At 74.8% G+C, this 19,009-nt stretch carries 18 protein-coding genes; 11 read left to right on the top strand and 7 right to left on the bottom strand.

All coding sequences use genetic code 11. The features are described from left to right. Positions 1-135: 135 nt before the first annotated feature. The 6 genes from B8281_RS17470 to B8281_RS17445 all read left to right on the top strand — a co-directional run bounded on the left by B8281_RS17470 (position 136) and on the right by B8281_RS17445 (position 5,261). Positions 136-1,044 carry a pseudouridine synthase gene (locus B8281_RS17470; protein ID WP_043660468.1) on the top strand — a complete coding sequence of 303 codons (909 nt, stop codon included), beginning with the start codon at positions 136-138 and terminating at the stop codon, positions 1,042-1,044. 205 nt (positions 1,045-1,249) lie between these two features. Continuing rightward, complete coding sequence (gene alr / locus B8281_RS17465; RefSeq protein WP_198163247.1) at positions 1,250-2,494, top strand: alanine racemase; 1,245 nt, start codon at positions 1,250-1,252, stop codon at positions 2,492-2,494. A gap of 77 nt (positions 2,495-2,571) precedes the next feature. Then, positions 2,572-3,069 carry a tRNA (adenosine(37)-N6)-threonylcarbamoyltransferase complex ATPase subunit type 1 TsaE gene (tsaE, locus tag B8281_RS17460; RefSeq protein WP_061268667.1) on the top strand — a complete coding sequence of 166 codons (498 nt, stop codon included), beginning with the start codon at positions 2,572-2,574 and terminating at the stop codon, positions 3,067-3,069. A 46-nt stretch (positions 3,070-3,115) separates the two neighbouring features. After that, positions 3,116-3,835 carry a tRNA (adenosine(37)-N6)-threonylcarbamoyltransferase complex dimerization subunit type 1 TsaB gene (tsaB, locus tag B8281_RS17455; protein ID WP_085388388.1) on the top strand — a complete coding sequence of 240 codons (720 nt, stop codon included), beginning with the start codon at positions 3,116-3,118 and terminating at the stop codon, positions 3,833-3,835. Continuing rightward, on the top strand, positions 3,832-4,371 hold the full coding sequence (gene rimI, locus B8281_RS17450) for a ribosomal protein S18-alanine N-acetyltransferase (RefSeq protein WP_051028740.1): 540 nt from the start codon (positions 3,832-3,834) through the stop codon (positions 4,369-4,371). The genes tsaB and rimI overlap by 4 nt, the downstream gene beginning before the upstream one ends. Beyond that, a complete protein-coding gene (locus B8281_RS17445) occupies positions 4,368-5,261 on the top strand; it encodes a sulfurtransferase (RefSeq protein WP_085388387.1) in 894 nt (297 codons plus the stop codon). The genes rimI and B8281_RS17445 overlap by 4 nt, the downstream gene beginning before the upstream one ends. A 102-nt stretch (positions 5,262-5,363) precedes the next feature. Here B8281_RS17445 and B8281_RS17440 read toward each other — a convergent pair whose 3' ends face one another. Then, positions 5,364-6,011 carry a malonic semialdehyde reductase gene (locus B8281_RS17440; protein WP_021482305.1) on the bottom strand — a complete coding sequence of 216 codons (648 nt, stop codon included), beginning with the start codon at positions 6,009-6,011 and terminating at the stop codon, positions 5,364-5,366. A gap of 101 nt (positions 6,012-6,112) precedes the next feature. Between B8281_RS17440 and tsaD the strand changes: the two genes are divergently transcribed. Continuing rightward, a complete protein-coding gene (gene tsaD / locus B8281_RS17435) occupies positions 6,113-7,180 on the top strand; it encodes a tRNA (adenosine(37)-N6)-threonylcarbamoyltransferase complex transferase subunit TsaD (RefSeq protein WP_076405092.1) in 1,068 nt (355 codons plus the stop codon). A gap of 13 nt (positions 7,181-7,193) precedes the next feature. Here the strand turns inward: tsaD and B8281_RS17430 are convergent, their stop codons facing one another. Beyond that, entirely contained in the window at positions 7,194-8,351 is a 1,158-nt protein-coding gene (locus B8281_RS17430; protein ID WP_021482303.1) for a glutamate--cysteine ligase, read from the bottom strand. Beyond that, positions 8,348-9,625, bottom strand: coding sequence for an SAM-dependent methyltransferase (locus tag B8281_RS17425; protein ID WP_076405093.1), 1,278 nt, complete (start codon positions 9,623-9,625; stop codon positions 8,348-8,350). Before B8281_RS17425 ends, B8281_RS17430 begins: the two co-directional genes overlap by 4 nt. A 238-nt stretch (positions 9,626-9,863) precedes the next feature. On the opposite strand from B8281_RS17425, the gene groES reads away from it, so the two are divergent. Next, the gene (groES, locus tag B8281_RS17420) at positions 9,864-10,160 is read left to right on the top strand and encodes a co-chaperone GroES (protein WP_021482870.1); all 297 of its coding nucleotides are present in this window, start codon (positions 9,864-9,866) and stop codon (positions 10,158-10,160) included. A 189-nt stretch (positions 10,161-10,349) separates the two neighbouring features. Here the strand turns inward: groES and B8281_RS17415 are convergent, their stop codons facing one another. Next, positions 10,350-10,640, bottom strand: a complete 291-nt coding sequence (locus B8281_RS17415; protein WP_031316449.1) for a WhiB family transcriptional regulator — start codon at positions 10,638-10,640, stop codon at positions 10,350-10,352. A 257-nt stretch (positions 10,641-10,897) separates the two neighbouring features. On the opposite strand from B8281_RS17415, the gene B8281_RS17410 reads away from it, so the two are divergent. Together B8281_RS17410 and guaB are read left to right on the top strand one after the other, a co-directional pair. Next, positions 10,898-12,031 carry a MerR family transcriptional regulator gene (locus B8281_RS17410; protein WP_043655808.1) on the top strand — a complete coding sequence of 378 codons (1,134 nt, stop codon included), beginning with the start codon at positions 10,898-10,900 and terminating at the stop codon, positions 12,029-12,031. Between the two features lie 138 nt (positions 12,032-12,169). Then, on the top strand, positions 12,170-13,699 hold the full coding sequence (gene guaB, locus B8281_RS17405; protein WP_021479849.1) for an IMP dehydrogenase: 1,530 nt from the start codon (positions 12,170-12,172) through the stop codon (positions 13,697-13,699). Positions 13,700-13,789: 90 nt separating this feature from the next. Here the strand turns inward: guaB and B8281_RS17400 are convergent, their stop codons facing one another. Further along, positions 13,790-15,403, bottom strand: coding sequence for an FAD-dependent oxidoreductase (locus tag B8281_RS17400; RefSeq protein WP_085388386.1), 1,614 nt, complete (start codon positions 15,401-15,403; stop codon positions 13,790-13,792). A 359-nt stretch (positions 15,404-15,762) separates the two neighbouring features. Here B8281_RS17400 and B8281_RS17395 point away from each other — a divergent pair, with 359 nt between their 5' ends. Further along, positions 15,763-16,401 carry a Rid family hydrolase gene (locus tag B8281_RS17395; protein WP_085388385.1) on the top strand — a complete coding sequence of 213 codons (639 nt, stop codon included), beginning with the start codon at positions 15,763-15,765 and terminating at the stop codon, positions 16,399-16,401. A 92-nt stretch (positions 16,402-16,493) separates the two neighbouring features. Here B8281_RS17395 and B8281_RS17390 read toward each other — a convergent pair whose 3' ends face one another. Together B8281_RS17390 and B8281_RS17385 are read right to left on the bottom strand one after the other, a co-directional pair. After that, positions 16,494-18,029, bottom strand: coding sequence for a UDP-N-acetylglucosamine 1-carboxyvinyltransferase (locus B8281_RS17390; RefSeq protein ID WP_198163091.1), 1,536 nt, complete (start codon positions 18,027-18,029; stop codon positions 16,494-16,496). Positions 18,030-18,167: 138 nt separating this feature from the next. After that, positions 18,168-18,869 carry an exonuclease domain-containing protein gene (locus B8281_RS17385; RefSeq protein ID WP_085388384.1) on the bottom strand — a complete coding sequence of 234 codons (702 nt, stop codon included), beginning with the start codon at positions 18,867-18,869 and terminating at the stop codon, positions 18,168-18,170. Between the last annotated feature and the right edge of the window lie 140 nt (positions 18,870-19,009).

Below are 19,009 nucleotides of genomic sequence, written 5' to 3'. Positions count from 1 at the left end.
CCACCGCGCGTCGACCACGCCGGGTTGCGCCCGCGCGCCGGTTGCGCCCGCGTGCCGACTGCGCCGCCGCGCACCCCACCGCACCCACGCGCGACCCGCACCGACCGCGGGCACCCCGCCGGTACCGTGGAGGGCGTGGTCCCCCTCCCCGTGCGCGACGGCCTCAACCCGACGCGCCTCGTGCTGCCGCACGACGCCGAGAGCGTCGCGCGGTACCCGCGCACCCTCGACTACGTGCGCCACCGCTTCCCCGACGACGCCGCGCGCCTCGCGGAGAAGGTCGCGGCGGGCGAGGTCGTCGACGGCCGCGGGCGCCCGGTGGACGCGCGCACTCCGTACGAGCCGCGCGGGTTCGTGTTCCTCTACCGCGACCCGCCCGTCGAGCCGGACGTGCCGTTCGAGGTCCGCGTGCTGCACCGCGACCGGGATCTGCTGGTCGTCGACAAGCCGCACTTCCTCGCGACCATCCCGCGCGGGGCGTACGTCGCGCGGTCGGTGCTGGTGCGGCTGCGCCGCGACCTCGACCTGCCCGAGCTCAGCCCGGCGCACCGCCTCGACCGGGTGACCGCGGGCGTCCTGCTGCTCACGCTGCGCCCGCAGGTGCGCGGGGCGTACCAGGAGCTCTTCGCGCGCCGCGAGGTGCGCAAGACCTACGAGGCGGTCGCGCCGTGGGACCCGTCGCTCGACCTCCCCGCGACCGTGCGCAGCCGCATCGTCAAGCGCCGCGGCGTCATGCGGGCCGAGGAGGTGGACGGCGAGCCCAACGCGGAGAGCCGCGTCGACGTCGTCGAGACCGACCCGGCGCGCGGGCTCGCGCGGTACCGGCTCGAGCCGCACAGCGGCCGGACGCACCAGCTCCGCCTGCACATGGCGCGGCTCGGCGTGCCGATCGTGCACGACAACTTCTACCCCGAGCCGTACGACGTCTCGCCCGAGGACTACTCGCGCCCGCTCCAGCTCGTGTCGCGGTCGCTCGCGTTCACCGACCCGTTCACGGGCCGCGAGCGCCGCTTCGCGACGGACCGCGCGCTCTCCGCGTGGTGACGCGCGGGTGAGAGAATCGACGACCGTGAGCGACACCCAGCGCACGACCTCTCCCGGCACACATCCCGGCACACCCGCCGGCGCCCCCGGCACCGTCCCGACCGGCGCCCGGGCGGGCTCCCTCGCGGGCCCCGCCCCGACGTCCCGCGCGAGCGGCTCCGACGGCCCGGACCCCCGCGCCTACCCGGCCCGCGCCGTCGTCGACCTGGCGGCGGTGCGCGACAACGTGCGCGCGCTCGCGGACCTCGCGCCGTCGTCCCAGGTGATGGCCGTGGTCAAGGCGGACGCGTACGGGCACGGGCTCGTCGCGAGCGCGCTCGGGGCGCTCGCGGGCGGTGCGACGTGGCTCGGGACGGCGCAGCCGGGCGAGGCGCTCGCGCTGCGGGCGGCGGGAGTCGGCCCGGACCGCGCGCGCGTGCTCACGTGGCTCTACCCGCCGGGCGCGCCGCTGCGCGACCTCGTGGAGGCGGACGTCGACGTGTCGCTCGCGGCGCGCTGGGCCGTGGACGAGGTCGTCGCCGCGGCGCGGGCCGCGGGCCGGACCGCCCGGGTGCACCTCGCGGTCGACACGGGCCTGGGCCGCAACGGGATCATGCCCGCGGACCTGCCCGACGTGCTCGACGCCGTGGCGCGCGCCGAGGCGGAGGGTGCCGTGCGCGTCGTCGGCATGTGGTCGCACCTGGCGTTCGCGGACGAGCCCGGCCACCCGACCGTCGTCTCGCAGGCCGACGTCTTCGACGAGGCCGTGCGCGAGGCCGCGCGGGCGGGCGTCGTGCCGGAGTTGCGCCACCTCGCGAACTCCGCCGCGACGCTCACGGCCCCCCGCACCCACTACGACCTCGTGCGCCCGGGCTTGGCCGCGTACGGGATGACGCCCGTGCCGCAGCTCGGGCCGCCGTCGCGGTTCGGACTGCGCCCCGCGATGACGCTCGAGGCGCGCCTCGCGACGGTCAAGCGCGTGCCCGGCGGTCACGGCGTCTCCTACTCGCACCACTACACGACGCCGCAGGACACGACGCTCGGCGTCGTGCCGCTCGGCTACGGCGACGGGATCCCGCGCCACGCGTCGGGCGGCGGGCCCGCGGGCGCGCCGGGCGGGCCGGTACTCGTCGGCGCCCGCCCGGGAGAGCCCGGCGGGCGCGTCGTGCGCGTCGCGGGCCGGGTCTGCATGGACCAGCTCGTGCTCGACCTCGGCCCGGACGCGACCGAGCGCGCGGGCGACGTCGTCACGCTGTTCGGCGCGGGCGACGGCGTGGCGCGCGCCGGGTTCCCCACGGCCGAGGACTGGGCGCAGGCCGCGGGCACCATCAGCTACGAGATCACGACGCGCCTCGGTGCGCGCGTGCCGCGCGAGCACGTGGGGACGCACGTGCTCGACGACGGCGCGCGGGCGCTCCTGGCGCGCGACCCGAGCCCGCACGACAGCACGGAAAGGACGGTCCGCGCGTGAGCGACGACCCGAACCACTCGACCCCGGCGCCCGCCGCCGGGGGGACCGCGGCCGACGACGCCCCGGGCGGCGTCGTCGTGCTGCCCGACGCCGAGGCGACCCGCGCGTTCGGCCGCGCCCTCGCCGCGGTGCTGCGCGCGGGGGACCTGGTGATCCTCACGGGCGACCTCGGGGCGGGGAAGACGACGCTCACGCAGGGGATCGGGGCGGGGCTCGGCGTGCGCGGCCAGGTCGCGTCCCCGACGTTCATCGTCGCGCGCGAGCACCCGTCCGTCGTCGGGGGCCCGGCCCTCGTGCACGTGGACGCGTACCGCCTGGGGTCGCTCGACGAGGTCGACGCGCTCGACCTCGACTCGAGCCTGGACGAGTCGGTGACGGTCGTCGAGTGGGGCAGCGGCCTCGTCGAGGCGCTCGCGGGCGACCGCCTGGAGATCGTGCTCGAGCGCCCGCGCGGCGGGGTCGGCGCGGAGCAGGGCCCGGACGACGACGCCCCCGAGGCGGGGGAGCGGCGCGTGACCGTGCGCGGCGTGGGGGCGCGCTGGGCCGGCCTCGACGTCGCCGCGCTCACCCGGTAGCGCCCGGCGACGAGGACGGCCCCGCTCCCGGCCGTAGGCTGGAGCCGTGGCTGTTCTCGCGCTCGACACCTCCGCCTCCGTCACCGTCGCCGTCGTCTCCGACGACGGCGCTCGTCTCGCCCGCCGCGACGCGCCCGAGCGTCGCCGGCACGCCGAGGCGCTCGCCCCGCTCGTCGAGGCGGCGCTCGCCGAGGCCGGCGTCGACCGCCGCGACCTCACGGCCGTCGCCGTCGGGACGGGCCCGGCGCCGTTCACCGGCCTGCGGGTCGGGCTCGTCACCGCCCGGGCCCTGGGCTTCGCGCTCGGCGTCCCCGTGCTGGGCGTCCCGAGCCTCGACGCCGTCGCCGCGCAGGCCGTGAGCGACCTCGGCCTCGTGCCCGACGACGAGCTCCTCGTCGCGACCGACGCCCGCCGTCGCGAGGTCTACTGGGCGCGGTACCGCGTCGTCGCGCACGAGGGGCCGCACGCGGTCCCCGTGCTCGAGACCGTCGCGGGGCCCGACGTCGGCCCCGCCGCCGACGTCGCGACGCACGCGGCGGGCGCCGTCGTGGTCGGGGAGGGCGCCGAGCTCTACCCCGACGCGCTCGACGTCGCGCAGGACGCGCCGCAGGTCCCCGACGCCGCCGTGCTCGCGCGCCTGGCGATCGCGCGCCGGGCGGCCGGGCTCGAGCAGCCGACCGAGCCGCTGTACCTGCGCCGCCCCGACGTCCAGGAGGCCGCGGCGCGCAAGCGCGTGAGCGACGCGTCGCCGGAGCGGTCGCGATGAGCACGCGGTCGTACGAGATCCGGCTGCGGCCCCTCAAGGCCGCGGACCTCGACCGGGTCGTCGAGCTCGAGCGTGAGCTGTTCGGGCGCGGCGCGTGGACCTACGGGATGCTCGCCGACGAGCTCGCCGGGTTCGGGCGGTGGTACGTCGCCGCCGAGCCCGTGCGGCTCTACGCCGCGGGGCCCCAGCCGCTCGTCGGGTACGCGGGCCTGTGGTTCGACGGCGACGTCACCCAGGTCATGACCATCGGCGTCGACCCGGCGTTCCAGCACCAGGGCGTGGGCTCGGTGCTCCTGGAGGCGCTGGTCGAGCGGTCGCGCGAGCTCGGGGCGAGCGCCGTGCTGCTCGAGGTGCGCGTCGACAACGACGCGGCGCTCGGGCTCTACGCGAAGCACGGGTTCGAGCAGCTGGGGATCCGCAAGCGGTACTACCAGCCCGAGGACGTGGACGCGTACACGATGCGGCTCGAGCTGGGCGCCCCGCCGCCGCGCGACGAGCCGGACTACGGGACGGCGTCCGCCGACGTGGTCGCGTGACGGGCGACCTCGCGCGGCGCGACCGCGTGCTCGTCGACGCGCGCGGCCTCGCCGCGGCGCTCGCGGGCGACCGCCCGCCCGTCGTGCTCGACGTGCGGTGGGCGCTGGGCGTCACCGACGGGCGCGAGCAGCACCGCGCCGCGCACGTGCCGGGCGCGGTGTACGTGGACCTGGAGGCCGAGCTCGCGGCGCCGCCGTCGCCCGCCGCGGGCCGCCACCCGCTGCCGGAGCCGGGCGACCTCCAGGCGGCGGCCCGGCGCTGGGGCGTCCGCGCCGACCGGGGCGTCGTGGTCTACGACGCCGTGGGCGGCACGTCGGCCGCGCGCGCCTGGTGGCTGCTGCGCTGGGCGGGCCACGACGACGTCCGCCTCCTCGACGGCGGCCTGCCCGCGTGGCGCGCGGCGAGGTATCCCACCGAGGAGGGCGACGTGCGGCCCGAGCCGGGCGACGTCGTCGTCTCCCCGGGCGGGATGCCGGTGCTCGACGCGGACGGCGCGGCCGGGCTCGCGGCGTCGGGCGTGCTGCTCGACGCGCGCGCGGGCGAGCGGTACCGCGGGGAGGTCGAGCCCGTCGACCCGCGGGCCGGCCACGTCCCGGGCGCGGTGAGCGCCCCGACGACGGACAACCTCGCCGCCGACGGGACGTTCCTCGACCCGGACGCGCTCCGCGCGCGCTTCGTCGCGCTCGGGGTGGCCGCGGGGACCGGGAGCACGACCGAGGGCGCCGCCGGGGAGGACGCGGCGTCCCGTCCCGTCGGGGTGTACTGCGGCTCGGGCGTCACCGCCGCGCACGAGGTCGCCGCGCTCGCGACGCTCGGCGTCGACGCAGCGCTCTACGCGGGGTCGTGGTCGCAGTGGTCGAACGACCCCGACCGCCCCGTCGCGACCTGACGCACGCCGCGCCTCCCGGACCGAGGAGCGCGCGCAGCCCCCGGACGCGACGAGGCGGCACCCCGGTGGGGTGCCGCCTCGGCTCGGAGGTGCGGGACGGGCTCAGAGGACCTCGGCGACCTGGTGGAAGTCGAGGCGCGCCTGGCGCGGGAAGTGCGCGCCCTCGTCGGCCGGGTAGCCCACGTTGATCGCGACGAGCGTGCGCCAGCCGGACTCGCCGAAGAACTCGGCGTCGATCCCAGCGGCGTCGAAGCCCGTCATGGGGCCCACGGACAGGCCGGCGGCGCGCAGCCCGACGATGAGGTAGCCGATCTGGATGAGGGCGTTGGTGCGGGCCATGCCCTCGCGCAGGTCGGCCTGCGGGTCGAGCTGCTCGGCGATGCCCTCGCGGAACGGCGCGAGCGTGCCGAGGTGCTGGTGGAACGACGGGTCGGCGGCGGCGACGATCGTCACCGGCGCGGCGAGCGTCTTGTCGCGGTTGAAGTCCGCCATGTGCGCGCCGAGGCGCTGCTTCGCCTCGGGCGTGCGGACGACGAGCAGCCGCAGCGGGAGGGTGTTCATCGCGGTGGGCGCCCAGCGGACGAGGTCCCAGGCGGCCTGGATCTGCGCGTCGGTGACGGGCTCGTCCGAGAACGCGTGCGTGGTGTGCGCCGCGCGGAACAGGCGGTCCGCGGCCTGCGCGTCGATCGCGAGCTGGTCGGCCTGCTCGCTCGGCGCGGCAGAGGACTCGATGAGGGTGTCGGTGCTCATGACTGGGACAAACAGTTGAACCCTTGATCATCTTCCGAACAGACGGTGTGACGTGCGCGACACGGACGGTCCGGCCCCCGCGCGCGACTACCCTGGACGCCATGGTCCCCACTGCTCCCGCGAGCTCCGGCGAGCCCCTGGTGCTCGGCATCGAGACGTCCTGCGACGAGACGGGCGTGGCGCTCGTCCGCGGTCGCGAGCTGCTCGTCGACACGGTCGCGAGCTCCATGGACGAGCACGCGCGCTACGGCGGGATCATCCCCGAGGTCGCCTCGCGCGCCCACCTCGAGGCGATGATCCCCACGCTCGAGCGCACGCTCGGCACGGCCGACGTCGACCTCTCCGAGGTGGACGCGATCGCCGTGACCGCCGGGCCGGGGCTCGTCGGCCCGCTGACCATCGGCGCCTCGGCGGCGAAGGCCCTCGCGCTGGCGCTCGGCAAGCCGCTCTACGGCGTGAACCACGTGATCGGCCACGCCGCCGTCGACGAGCTCGTGCACGGCGCGTTCCCCGAGCGCGTCATGGCGCTCGTCGTGTCCGGCGGGCACAGCTCGCTCCTGCTCGTGGACGACGTCGCGACGGCCGTCACCGAGCTCGGCTCGACGCTCGACGACGCCGCGGGCGAGGCGTTCGACAAGGTCGGGCGCCTGCTCGGCCTGCCGTACCCCGGCGGCCCGCACATCGACCGCCTCGCGCGCGAGGGCGACCCCACGGCGATCCGGTTCCCGCGGGGCCTCACCGCGCGCAAGGACCAGGAGAAGCACGCGTACGACTTCTCGTTCTCGGGCCTCAAGACGGCCGTCGCGCGCTGGGTCGAGGCCCGCCAGGACGCGGGGGAGGAGATCCCCGTGCACGACGTCGCCGCCTCCTTCGCGGAGTCCGTCGCCGACGTGCTCACCGCGAAGACCATCGCCGCGTGCGAGCGGCACGGCGTCTCGACGCTCGTCGTCGGCGGCGGGTTCAGCGCGAACTCCCAGCTGCGCGACATGGCCGCGGAGCGCTGCGCGGAGGCGGGCATCGAGCTGCGCATCCCGCCGATCCGCTACTGCACCGACAACGGGGCGATGATCGCCGCGCTCGGCTCGGCCGTCGTGCGGGCGGGCGTCGCGCCGTCGAGCCTGGACATCGGCGTCGACTCGTCGATGCCGCTCACCGTCACGCACGTGTGACGGCCCGGCCGGGTCACAGGGGCCGGCCGGCCCGCATCTCGGCGACGAGCGAGCGCACGACGGCGTCCAGCTCACCCCCGTGGCGGCGCGCCACCGCGCGCTGCCGCTGGTAGGACGCACCGCGCCGCACGATGGTGCGCACGCCGTCGAGCTCGTCGAGGCAGCCGAGGCGCGCCGCGACGGGCTCGAGCTCGACGAGCAGCCGCCCCACGGCGTCGGTCACGAGCTCCTCGTTGCCCTCGCGGTCGAGGATGATGATCGCGTCCATGCCGTAGCGCGCCGAGCGCCACTTGTTCTCCTGCGCGTACCACGGCGGGATGCTCGGCAGCTCGCGCCCCTCGTCGAGCATCGTCGAGAAGTGCTCGACGAGGCAGTGCGTGAGCGCGGCCAGCGCCAGGAGCTCGGAGATGTTCGTGACGCCGTCGCAGATGCGCGTCTCGAGCGTGCCGAACTGCGGCGCGGGCCGCAGGTCCCACCGGACCTCGTCGAACGCGTCGATGACGCCGGTGTGCAGCATGTCGGCGACGTAGCCCTCGAGCTCCTCCCACGTCCCGAACTGGAACGGCAGGCCCGCGGTCGGCAGCTGCTGGAACATCAACGCGCGGTTCGACGCGTAGCCGGTGTCCTTGCCGCCCCAGAACGGCGAGCTCGCCGAGAGCGACTGGAGGTGGGCGAACGTCGTGAGCATCGCGCGCTGGATCGGCAGCACCTTGGCGCGGTCCTCGATGCCGACGTGCACGTGCACGCCGTAGATGAGCATCTGCCGCCCCCACCACTGGGTGCGGTCGATGAGCGTGGTGTAGCGCTGCTTGTCGGTGACCTTCTGCTGCGCCCAGCGCGCGAACGGGTGCGTGCCCGCGCTCATGAGCTCGACGCGCAGCGGGTCCGTCACGGCGCGCAGCTCCTCGACCGAGCGCTGCAGGTCGCGGCCGGCCTCGCCCACCGTGCGGCACACGCCGCTCACGACCTCGACCGTGTTGAGCAGGAGCTCCTGCTTGATCGACGGGTGCGGGCCGCCGTCGGCCGGGCGCACGGCGTCGAGCACGGTCTGCGCGACCTGCCGCAGGTCGCCGGAGTCGGCGTCGACGAGCGCGAGCTCCCACTCGAGCCCGACGGTCGAGCGCTCCGAGCGCGCGAAGGGGATCGCCGTGCGGCGCGGCAGGGCGCTCACCGGGGCCCGTCCTGCCCGGCGCCGGCCGGGGGAGCGGAGAGCGGCTCGACGACGAGCACCTGCTGGGAGCCGCCGACGCGCGTGAGGACGATCGTCGCCGTCGCGTCGCCCGTGAGGGCGAGCTGCCGGCGGAGCTGCTCCGGCGTGACGGCCGTGCCCCGCTTCTTGATCGTCAGACGACCCACGCCGCGCTCGCGCAGGTAGGAGCGCAGCCGCTTGAGGCCGAACGGCATGGTGTCGAGCACGCGGTAGCCGCGCGCGAGCCCGTCCGCGAGCCCCGTCGCGTCGAGCGGCGCGGGGGAGTCGGTGGTCACGTACGCGATGGTCCGGTCGAGCAGGCGGCCGCCCAGCCCGCGCGCCGCGTGGGCGACGAGCCCCGCCCGGATCACGGCGCCGTCGGGCTCGTAGAGGTACTGCCCGACGGCGCCCACCTCGGGCACCACGTCCGCGTCGCCCGGGCGGTGGGCGATCCGTCGGGTCGTGGTGCGCGCGGTCCCGTCGGGCCCGGTCCACGACGACAGGACGAGCGCCGACCGGCCCGGTCCCTCGGGCGCGAGCGGGCCGAACCAGAGCCCGGCCTCCACGACGTCCCCGTCGACCGACACCCACTCGGTCTCGGCGTCCTCGGGCAGGCCGGCGTGCGGGATGCCCGGGCCGACCTTGATCCCGACCGCGGGCACACGCTCGCGCAGCGCCCACACCGCGTCGAGCGGTGGGGCGTAGGCCTTCGGGTCGAACACGCGCGTGCCGGCGCGGGTGCGGCGCGCCGGGTCGGCGTACACGCCCTCGATCCGCTCGCCCTCCAGGTCGAGCGCGAGCCCGTCGCCGTGGCGCACCTCGGCCTCGGGGAAGTGGCGCAGGTTGACGGTCGCGATCGCCGCGGTGAGCTCGTCGACGTCGGTCGCGAGCACCTCGAGCTCCGCGGCGGCGAACGCGAGCGCGTCGACGCCGATCCCGCTCGTGAGGTCCGCGACGCGCCGGATCCCCGCCTCCTGGTACCGCCGGGCGTGCAGGCCCGCGACGACGAGCCGGCTCGCCTGCTCCAGCCCCGCCTGCGTGAAGAGCATGCCGTCGGCGAACGCGCCGAGCTTGCCGTGCGCCGCGGCGCGCAGGCGGGACTGGGTGAGGGCCGCGGCGGCCAGGTCCGGGTCGACGCCCTTCGCGCGCAGCCCTGCCGCGAGCACGAGCGCCTGCTGCTCGTCGTACGGCGGGAGCGCGCCGAGCAGGGCCCAGCCCTCGGGGCTGAGCAGCTTGGTGAGCGTGGCGGCGTCCATGGCGTCGATCCTTCCACGGGGGCCGGGGACCACGCGCAGCCGGGGCCCGGTCGTCCGCAGGACGGACGTTGGCACTCGCCTTGACCGAGTGCTAACCGGGACCTAGATTTGAGACGTGCCGCCACCGCTCGCGGAGGCGGCACCACGTGCGACCAGGCTGTCCGGCACCCGCGACGACGGCCAGCCGGTGCGCTCGACCCATCCGTTGCAGTTCTCACCGCGAAAGGGGAGGTCCGACGTGTCGGTCCCCATCAAGCCGCTCGAGGACCGGATCGTCGTGAAGGCCCTCGAGGCCGAGACCACGACCGCATCCGGCCTGGTCATCCCGGACACCGCCAAGGAGAAGCCCCAGGAGGGCGAGGTCCTGGCCGTCGGTCCGGGCCGTGTCGACGACAACGGCAACCGCGTCCCGCTCGACGTGACCGTCGGCGACAAGGTCATCTACAGCAAGTACGGCGGCACCGAGGTCAAGTACGGCGGCGAGGACTACCTCGTCCTGTCCGCGCGCGACATTCTCGCCGTGGTGGTCGGCTGACGCCGACCCGGTTCAGCAGCAGGGCCCCGCGACCGTCGGTCGCGGGGCCCTGCTGCGTTCCGTGGCCGGTCGCCCCACCGGTGGTCCCACGGGTCGTGCGCACGTGCGCCCGGTACGACGTCGGACCGGGGCCGTGCAGGTCTGCTGGTGGCGCGGAGGCACCGAGGTGGTGCCCGGGGAGAGGGTGCGTCAGCCGGTGCGGCGGGCGCCGCCCGCGAGGATGGCGGCGCGCTCGTCCTCGCTCAGGCCGCCCCACACCCCGTACGGCTCGCGCACGCGGAGCGACTGCTCGCGGCACTGCATCATCACGGGGCACGAGTGGCAGATCGCCTTCGCGGCCTCCGCTCGCCGTCGTCGCGTCGAGCCGCGTTCACCCTCGGGGTGGAAGAACAACGTGTCGTCCGCGTCGCGGCACGAACCCTGGTACTGCCATTCCCACAGCTCCATGACGGGCCCGGGGAGCCTCGAGATCTCTGCCATGCCGAACAACCTACAAGCGTTGCAAGACTTGTTCAAGTCCCCTGTGAGGAAAAAGTGAACGGGCAGGTTGAACCGCTCGTGGAGCGGTGCGAGGGGGGTCAACCGCGTCGGCCGCTCCCGGCGCGCTGACGCGATCGGCTGCGCCTGGCGCGTTTGCGCGTGCAGCGAACAAATACGGCGCGGGTGTGGCGCGAAGGGTGCACGACTGTGACCTCTACGAGGTGGCGAGACGGGTGCCCGCTCGGCAGAATCGATCCATGACCTCAGTCCGGTCCGCCCCCGACCCCGAGGGAGCCCGACCGAGCATGACCTCGTCTCCCGGCCTCGCCGTCGCCGCCGTCGCGCGCCGGCTCGGCGTCGCGCCCGCGACCCTGCGCACCTGGGACCGTCGCTACGGCCTCGGCCCCTCGCAGCACCGGGCCGGCTCCCACCGGCGCTACACGGACGACGACGTCGCTCGCCTCGTCGTGATGCGCCGCCTCACGCTCGACGGCGTCGCGCCCGCCGACGCGGCCCGCGCCGCGCTCGCCGCCGACGAGGAGGAGCTCGCCGCGAACCGCGGCGCGATCTCCTTCGACGACCGCGGCGCCGACGGCGCGGGCGACCTCGACGCCGACGAGCCCGAGGCCGACGACGAGGCGCCCGAGCCGCCGCCGTCGCGCCCGTTCCTGCGCGCCGTCCCCGGGGGCGAGCCCGCACGCACCGCGGGGCCCCGTCCGGTCGGCGTCCGCGAGGGGCCGCGGCCCACGCGCGTCTCCGACGTCGTCGACGCCGCGATCGCCTACGACCAGCGTGCGTGCGACCGGCTGCTGCGCATCCCGACGGGCGGCGACCCGGCCGCGTGGTGGTCCGACCTCGTCGAGCCCGCGCTCGAGCGCCTGGCCGAGCGCACCGTGCTCGCCGGCCCCGGCGAGGTGCCCGAGGTCGTGCTCGCGAACGCGACGCTCGTCGCGCTGCGCGAGTACACGCAGGCGAGCGAGGACGCGATCGTGGCCGCCGGAGGGCCGCCCCGGAACCACCCGAGCCGCATGCGGCGGATCGTGCTCGTGTTCGCGGCGCCCGACGAGCCGCTCCCGCTGGCCGCGCACGCGCTCGCCGCGTCGCTCGCCTCGCACGGCGCGATGGCGCGCATCGTCACCGGGCCCGCGAACGTGCACCGCACGCTCGAGATCGTGACGATGGTGCGGCCGTCCGCCGTGGCGATGGTGACCACGCAGGCGCGTCCCGACCTGGGCATCGTGCACGCCGCGCACGACGCGAACCCGAGCCTGCCGTTCTTCGTGGGTCTCCCGAGCGACCAGGCCGCGGAGGAGCTCCCGCTCGCCGCGACCGTCCACCGGGTGCGCAGCTTCACGGGCCTCCTGCACGAGCTCCTCGCCGTCGTGCGCTGAGCCGTCCGCGGGACCGCCCGGCCGGGCGGGGCGCGCGCCCACGCGTCCACGTACCTCCCGCCCGTCCGTGCCTCCCGGGCCCGGGCGGGCAGGGACCGAGCGGGAATACGGCGAGGGCCCCCGGCGTAGAATCGTGGTGTGACCGCCTCGCCCGTCCCCGCCGCCGTCCCCGACCGTGACCCCTTCGGATTCCTGGGTCTCACCTACGACGACGTCCTGCTGCAGCCCGGCTACTCGGACCTGGCGCCGTCGGACATCGACACCACGACGCGCCTGACGCGCGAGATCTCGATCCGCGTGCCGCTCGTCTCGGCGGCCATGGACACCGTCACCGAGTCGCGCATGGCCATCGCGATGGCGCGCCAGGGCGGCATCGGCGTGCTGCACCGCAACCTCTCGATCGAGGACCAGGCGCTCCAGGTGGACCTGGTGAAGCGCACGCAGACGGGCATCATCGACAACCCGGTGACCATCGGCCCGGACGCGACGCTCGAGGAGCTCGACAAGACCGCGGGCGAGTACCGGATCTCCGGCTTCCCGGTCCTCGACGCCGAGCGCCGCCTCATCGGCATGGTGACCAACCGCGACCTGCGCTTCACGCCCGTCGCCGAGTGGGCGACGACGAAGGTCGACGAGGTCATGACGCCCCAGCCGCTCATCACGGGCCCGGCGGGCATCTCCCGCGAGGAGGCGACCGCGCTCCTGCGCAAGCACAAGCTCGAGCGCCTGCCGCTCGTCGACGCGGACGGCCGCCTCACCGGGCTCATCACGGTCAAGGACTTCGTCAAGTCCGAGCAGTTCCCCAACGCGTCGAAGGACGGCCAGGGCCGCCTGCTCGTCGGCGCCGCGATCGGCTACTTCGGCGACGCGTGGCAGCGCGCCACGACGCTCATCGACGCGGGCGTCGACGTGCTGGTCGCGGACACGGCGCACGGCAACGTCCGGATGCTCATCGAGATGGTCGCGCGCCTCAAGTCCGACCCGGCGACGCGCGACGTCCAGGTGATCGGCGGCAACGTCGCGACGCGCGAGGGCGCGCAGGCGTTCGTCGACGCGGGCGCGGACGCGGTCAAGGTCGGCGTCGGACCGGGCTCGATCTGCACCACGCGCATCGTCACGGGCGTCGGCGTCCCGCAGGTGACCGCCGTCTACGAGGCGTCGCTCGCCGCGCGCCCGGCCGGGGTCCCAGTCATCGCCGACGGCGGCATGCGCCACTCGGGCGAGATCGGGAAGGCGATAGTCGCGGGCGCGGAGACGGTGATGCTCGGCTCGATGCTCGCGGGCACCGAGGAGTCCCCGGGCGAGACGATCCTCGTCAAGGGCAAGCAGTACAAGGCGTACCGAGGGATGGGTTCCATGGGCGCCATGTCCTCGCGCGGCAAGAAGTCGTACTCGAAGGACCGCTACTTCCAGGCCGAGGTCACGAGCGACGACATGATCGTCCCCGAGGGCGTCGAGGGCCAGGTGCCCTACAAGGGGTCGCTCGGCACCGTGGCGCACCAGCTCGTCGGCGGCCTGCACCAGACGATGTTCTACGTCGGCGCCCGCACCGTGCCCGAGCTCCAGGAGAAGGGGCGCTTCATCCGCATCACGTCGGCGTCGCTCAAGGAGAGCCACCCGCACGACGTGCAGATGACGGTCGAGGCCCCCAACTACACGGGCTTCTGAGCGTGCAGCACCACGACCGACGGCCCGGCACCGCCCTCGCGGGTGGCGCCGGGCCGTCGTCGTCCCGTCAGCGCTGCGTGCGGTGGGCGGTCACGACGCCATGACTCGCGCGTGCAGCGCCTGGACGGCGTAGCGCGCGGCCCAGAACGCCCCGTGCTGCCAGGCCGAGATCTCGGACATCCAGTCGCCCGCGAAGTACACGTTCCCGGCGCCCTGCTGCAGGAGCTTGAACCGGGACGACTGCGTGTTCGGGTACGCCCACGCGCCCTCGATGTAGGGCACCTTGTGCCACGCGATGGAGAACGAGCTCTCGAGCTCCGTCCGGTACTTCTCGCCGTGGATCTTCACGCCCTGCTCGACGGCGCGCATCTCCCGCTGCCGCGGCGTCATGTCCGCGTAGGCGCGCGCGTTCGCGCCGGTGTTGTAGTAGCCCACGACGAGCCCGCGGCGCTCCCCGTACCCGTAGGACGGGTACCAGACGTGGGCGAGGTCCATGTCGGTCTCGGTGATGCCGCCGTAGATCCGGTGGTCGTCCTCCCAGAACCGCGACCGGTACTGGAGCCCGATCTTGCCCGCGGGCGAGCCGACGGCGAACTCGCCGAGCGCGGCGTCGACGTCGGGCCCCCAGTTCGTGTCCCAGCGGCGCATGAGCCCCGCGGGCGCCGAGACGACGGCGAAGTCGGCGTCGATCTGCCGCGCCTTGCCGTTGTGGGCGGTGTACGTGACCGAGACGCCGCGCGGCGTGTTCTTCACCGCGGTGACGGGCGAGCTGAGCTGGACGTTCTGCTTGCCGATCGCCCTGACGAAGTAGTCGTAGGTCGTGTCCATCCCGCCCTTGGGCTGGAACATGAGCATCGACTGCTCCCAGTTGATCTCGAACGGGAAGTACTGCCCGACCTTCGAGGCGAGCACCTCCGAGACCGAGCCCGGGCCGGGCAGGGGCGTGCCGTGCTCGTTCCACGCGGACGGGTAGACCGCGTACCCGCGGTTGCTGCCGCCCTTGTAGCTCCCGTCGGCCTGGAGCGAGCCCCACGACCGGAGGAACGCGCGCAGGTTCTCCTTGTCCGCGGCGGTGAGCTTCTGGTCCAGCGCGCCCTGGTCGGTCGCGTAGCCGAGCAGCTCGGACGTGTAGCCGAACACGTCGGCCTTCGCGGTGCGGTACCGGACCGGGTTGCCGGGGGTCGCGCCGGAGCGCTCGTTGTAGAGGTAGGCGTCCGCGTTGGCGTTGGTGAACACCTCGTAGGGGACGCCGAGCTCGCGCAGGTAGTCCATGGTGACCATCCACTGGGCGATGCGCCCCGCGCCCGCGTTCATGTAGACGCCGTCGGCGAACCGCGCCTTCTGCGTGACGCCGTTGACGTCCGTCTCCGCGTCGCCGCCGCGTATCGTCAGCGTCCGGCCGCCGACGCGGTGCCGCGCCTCGAGCACCGTGACGCGGTAGCCGGCCTTCTGCAGCTCGTACGCCGTGGCGAGGCCCGCCGGCCCGGCGCCGACGACGACGACCTTCTTCGCGGAGCGGCCCGTGAGGCTGAAGTCGCTGCCCCGCGGCGGTGTCCACGACTCGTTCCGCGGCTGGGCGGCGGCCGTCGGGGCGAGGCCCACCGCGCCCATCGTCGCGAACATCACGCCGGCGCTGGAGCCGACCCCGACGGCCTGGAGGAAGTTGCGGCGCGAGACGCCGGTCGTCTTCTCGTCAGTGACCATGTGGCTGGAGCCCTCTCGTCCACGGCCTGACGGGCGGGGAGCCCGGCCCACGATGCCGGGTGCCGCCGTCAGCACCGGGGCCGACGCTAGGGACGCGTCGTCGCGAGCGCGGGTCCGGCGCGTTTCGCGTCGGTCAACGGATCGCGGCTCTCGTAAACGTCTCGTGTCGCGCCCTTCGGCGGCGCCCGCGGGGCGGCGCGCCGCGACGTCCGGGCGCGCGCTGGTACCGGCGACGACCCGACACGTCGCCGTCACGGCGCGGAAACGGAGGCTGGCTAGCGTCGCGGCCCCGGCGGTCCTCGCGACCGGCCGGAGCCCGGGCGCCAGGGTGGCGCCCGTCGTCCCCCTGGGAGGCCTGCATGAAGAACCGCACCAAGGTCGTCGTCGCCGTCGCCCTCACCGCCGCCGTCGCCGTCCCGGGCACCGCCGTCGCCGCCGGGAGGCTCTTCGAGCCGAGGCCGACCGAGGCCCACTCCTTCGTCACCGGCGACACCCCGTCCATCGCCGACGGCGTCGCGATCGGGAAGAACGTCGCCTGGTACAAGTCGTCCGGGCTCGGGCCTGCCGCGATGAACACGACGCCCGGCGCGACGGCCGAGCAGCGCTACGTCCCGACCGACGTCTTCCCCGGCGGCGTCCTGCCGGCCGGCGTGACGATCACGGAGGCGCAGGGCATCAACGTCCTCCTGCGGATCGGGGAGAACCTCGAGCGGGCCGGGCTCTCCTACGACGACGTCGTCTCCATGCGGGTGTTCCTCCAGAACCCCGCCGGCCAGGAGAAGATGGACTTCGCCGGCTGGAACCGCGCCTACCGCCAGTTCTTCGCGAACACGAACCTCGCGACCGGCGCGACGCTCGAGGTCCAGCTCGGCTCGGCCCGGACGGCGCCCATGGTGGTCAACGCGGCCCGGCCGTCGCGCTTCGCGCTCGAGATCGAGAATCTGCCGGTCGACGGCTGGCTCGTCGAGGTGGAGGTCGACGCCGTCTACCCGAAGTGACGGCGACGGGCCGCCCTCCCGCAGGAGGGCGGCCCGTCGTGGTCGTGCCGCGCGGTCCAGAGGGAGCTGACGGCGCCGAGGGCGGCGAGGGGTCAGTCCCGGAACGTCTCGATGTTCGCGCCGAGCTCGCGCAGGCGCTCGGTGAGGCCCTCGTAGCCGCGCGCGATGATGTCGACGCCGCGCAGGACGGAGGTGCCCTTCGCGGCGAGCATCGCGAGCAGGATGACGACGGCGGGGCGCAGGGCGGGCGGGCAGCTCACCTCGGCGCCCGACCAGCGCGTCGGGCCCGTCACCTGGAGCCGGTGGGCGTCCAGGAGCCGCACGTCGGCGCCGAGCCGCGTGAGGTCGGTGAGGTGGATGGCGCGGCCCTCGTAGACCCAGTCGTGGATGAGCGTCGTGCCCTGCGCGTTCGCGGCGATGACCGCGAAGAACGGCAGGTTGTCGATATTGAGGCCGGGGAACGGCATGGGGTGGATCTTGTCGATCGGCGCGTGCAGCTCGCTGGGGTGCACCGTGACGTCGACCAGGCGCGAACGGCCGTTGCGCGCCACGTACTCGGCGCTCAGCGTGTACCGCAGGCCCATCTCGGCGAGCGTCGCGAGCTCGATCTCCATGAACTCGATCGGGACGCGGGCCACGGTGATCTCCGAGCCCGTGACGATGCCCGCGGTGAGCAGGCTCATCGCCTCGACCGGGTCCTCCGAGACGGCGTACTCCACGTCCACGTCGATGTCGGTGCGGCCGTGCACGCGCAGGGTCGTCGTGCCGATGCCCTCGACCTGCACGCCGAGCAGCTCGAGGTAGAAGCACAGGTCCTGCACCATGTAGTTGGAGCTGGCGTTGCGGATCGTCGTCACGCCGTCGCGGCGGGCCGCGGCCATGAGCGCGTTCTCGGTGACGGTGTCGCCGCGCTCGGTGAGGACGACCGACAGGTCCGTGCCCGACGCCGGGGCGACGGTCGCGTGGTAGTTCCCGCCCGTCGCGGTGACGGCCAGGCCGAAGGGCCGCAGGGCGATCATGTGGGGCTCGACGGTGCGGGTCCCGAGGTCGCAGCCGCCCGCGTACGGGAGCTCGAAGGTGTCCCGCAGCCCGAGCAGCGGCCCGAGGAACATGATGATCGAGCGCGTGCGGCGTGCGGCGTCCACGTCGATCGCGGCCAGGTCGAGGCGCTCCGGCACGACGATCTCGAGATCCCTGCCGCCCGTCGTCCACGTGGCCCGCACGCCGATGGAGCGCAGCACGTCGACGATGCGGTCGACCTCGACGATGCGGGCCACGCCGCGCAGGGTGGTGCGGCCGCGGTTGAGGAGCGAGGCGCACAGCAGCGCGACCGCGCCGTTCTTGGAGGAGTTCACCTCGATGCGGCCGGAGAGGGTGTGGCCGCCCTGGACGCGCAGGTGCGCGTGCTTGGGGCCGCCGAGGCTGATGATCTCGGAGTCGAGCGCGAGCCCGATGCGGTTGAGCATCTCCAGGCTGAGGTTCTGCGAGCCCTGCTCGATGCGGTGCACGGCGCTCTGGCTCGTCCCGAGCCGCTCCGCGAGCTGGGTCTGGGTGAGACCCCGGTTCTGGCGGGCGCCGCGGATGAGCGCGCCGACCTGCGTGAGAGGTGCGTCGTCGATCGCTGTCATGAGAGCGACGATAACTCATCGATGAGATATCGACGCGGCGAGCGGCCTGCTTCAAGTGCTCGCCATGCCACCATCACACGACCTTCACCCGGATCATGAGATATGCGCCGAGGTGTCTCGCGGGGGTCGTAACCCGCGTCAGCCCGGCCAGCGGCCGTCCGCCCCGGCGCCGACGTAGGGCCGGTCGCGCTCCGGGTCGAGGGCGTCGACCCACCGCCGGTGCGCGACGACCTGCAGGTCGTGCAGCGCGGCCGGTCCGAGGCCCGCCAGGTCGGGGTACGCCCGCGCGAGCGCGTCGAGCAGGTCGAGCGTCGCGAGCACGTCCCCGTCCGCGGTGTGCAGGGGCCCGACGTCGAGCACCTCGTAGCGCGCGCACAGGTCGACGAGCCGGCGCTTGCCCTCGCGGGACGGGTCCCACGCCCGGTCGAGCACGAGCGGGTCGAGCACCGGCCGGACCGGCCGCCCCAGGCGCGCGGAGAGCGTCGGCAGGCCGTGGCGCACGAGCTCGGTGTCGAGGATCGCGAGGTCGAACGCCGCGTTGTAGGCGACCAGGGGGACACCGTCGCGCTGGGCGTCGACCACGAGCGTCGCGATCTCGTCGAGCGCGACGGCGGGCAGAGTCCCGTGCGCCGCGGCGTGCGCGGTCGTGATGCCGTGGATCCCCGTGGCCTCCGCCGGGATCTCGACGCCCGGGTCGAGGAGCCACGTGCGCACGTGCGTGGCGCCCGGCTCGCGGAGCACGAGCGCGGCGGTGACGACGCGGTCGACGTCGACGTCGAGGCCCGTGGTCTCGGTGTCGAGACCGAGCAGCGGTCCCGCCGTCCAGGGCGTCGTCGTCATGGTCCACCTCTGCCGTCCGGTCGGGGCCCGGGGCGCCCGGCGCTCCCGTCGTCGCCGGACGTCCCGGCGACGAGCGTCACCCTGCCAGCGCCCACCCACACGGTGGTCGGTGCAGGTGACGGGCACGGCCCGCCGGTAGG

Origin of the sequence: Cellulosimicrobium sp. TH-20 (assembly GCF_002105775.1) — a bacterium.
GTDB classification, from domain to species: domain Bacteria; phylum Actinomycetota; class Actinomycetes; order Actinomycetales; family Cellulomonadaceae; genus Cellulosimicrobium; species Cellulosimicrobium funkei.
This window is presented reverse-complemented; position numbering and strand designations above follow the sequence as displayed.

Bases quoted from the DNA above. Each gene is read 5' to 3' on its own strand.
- B8281_RS17415 (WP_031316449.1), bottom strand. From the start codon at position 10,640: ATGGCAGAGATCTCGAGGCTCCCCGGGCCCGTCATGGAGCTGTGGGAA.
- B8281_RS17390 (WP_198163091.1), bottom strand. From the start codon at position 18,029: ATGACAGCGATCGACGACGCACCTCTCACGCAGGTCGGCGCGCTCATC.
- B8281_RS17400 (WP_085388386.1), bottom strand. From the start codon at position 15,403: ATGGTCACTGACGAGAAGACGACCGGCGTCTCGCGCCGCAACTTCCTC.
- B8281_RS17410 (WP_043655808.1), top strand. From the start codon at position 10,898: ATGACCTCAGTCCGGTCCGCCCCCGACCCCGAGGGAGCCCGACCGAGC.
- B8281_RS17440 (WP_021482305.1), bottom strand. From the start codon at position 6,011: ATGAGCACCGACACCCTCATCGAGTCCTCTGCCGCGCCGAGCGAGCAG.
- tsaD (WP_076405092.1), top strand. From the start codon at position 6,113: ATGGTCCCCACTGCTCCCGCGAGCTCCGGCGAGCCCCTGGTGCTCGGC.
- B8281_RS17385 (WP_085388384.1), bottom strand. From the start codon at position 18,869: ATGACGACGACGCCCTGGACGGCGGGACCGCTGCTCGGTCTCGACACC.
- B8281_RS17425 (WP_076405093.1), bottom strand. From the start codon at position 9,625: ATGGACGCCGCCACGCTCACCAAGCTGCTCAGCCCCGAGGGCTGGGCC.
- rimI (WP_051028740.1), top strand. From the start codon at position 3,832: ATGAGCACGCGGTCGTACGAGATCCGGCTGCGGCCCCTCAAGGCCGCG.
- B8281_RS17395 (WP_085388385.1), top strand. From the start codon at position 15,763: ATGAAGAACCGCACCAAGGTCGTCGTCGCCGTCGCCCTCACCGCCGCC.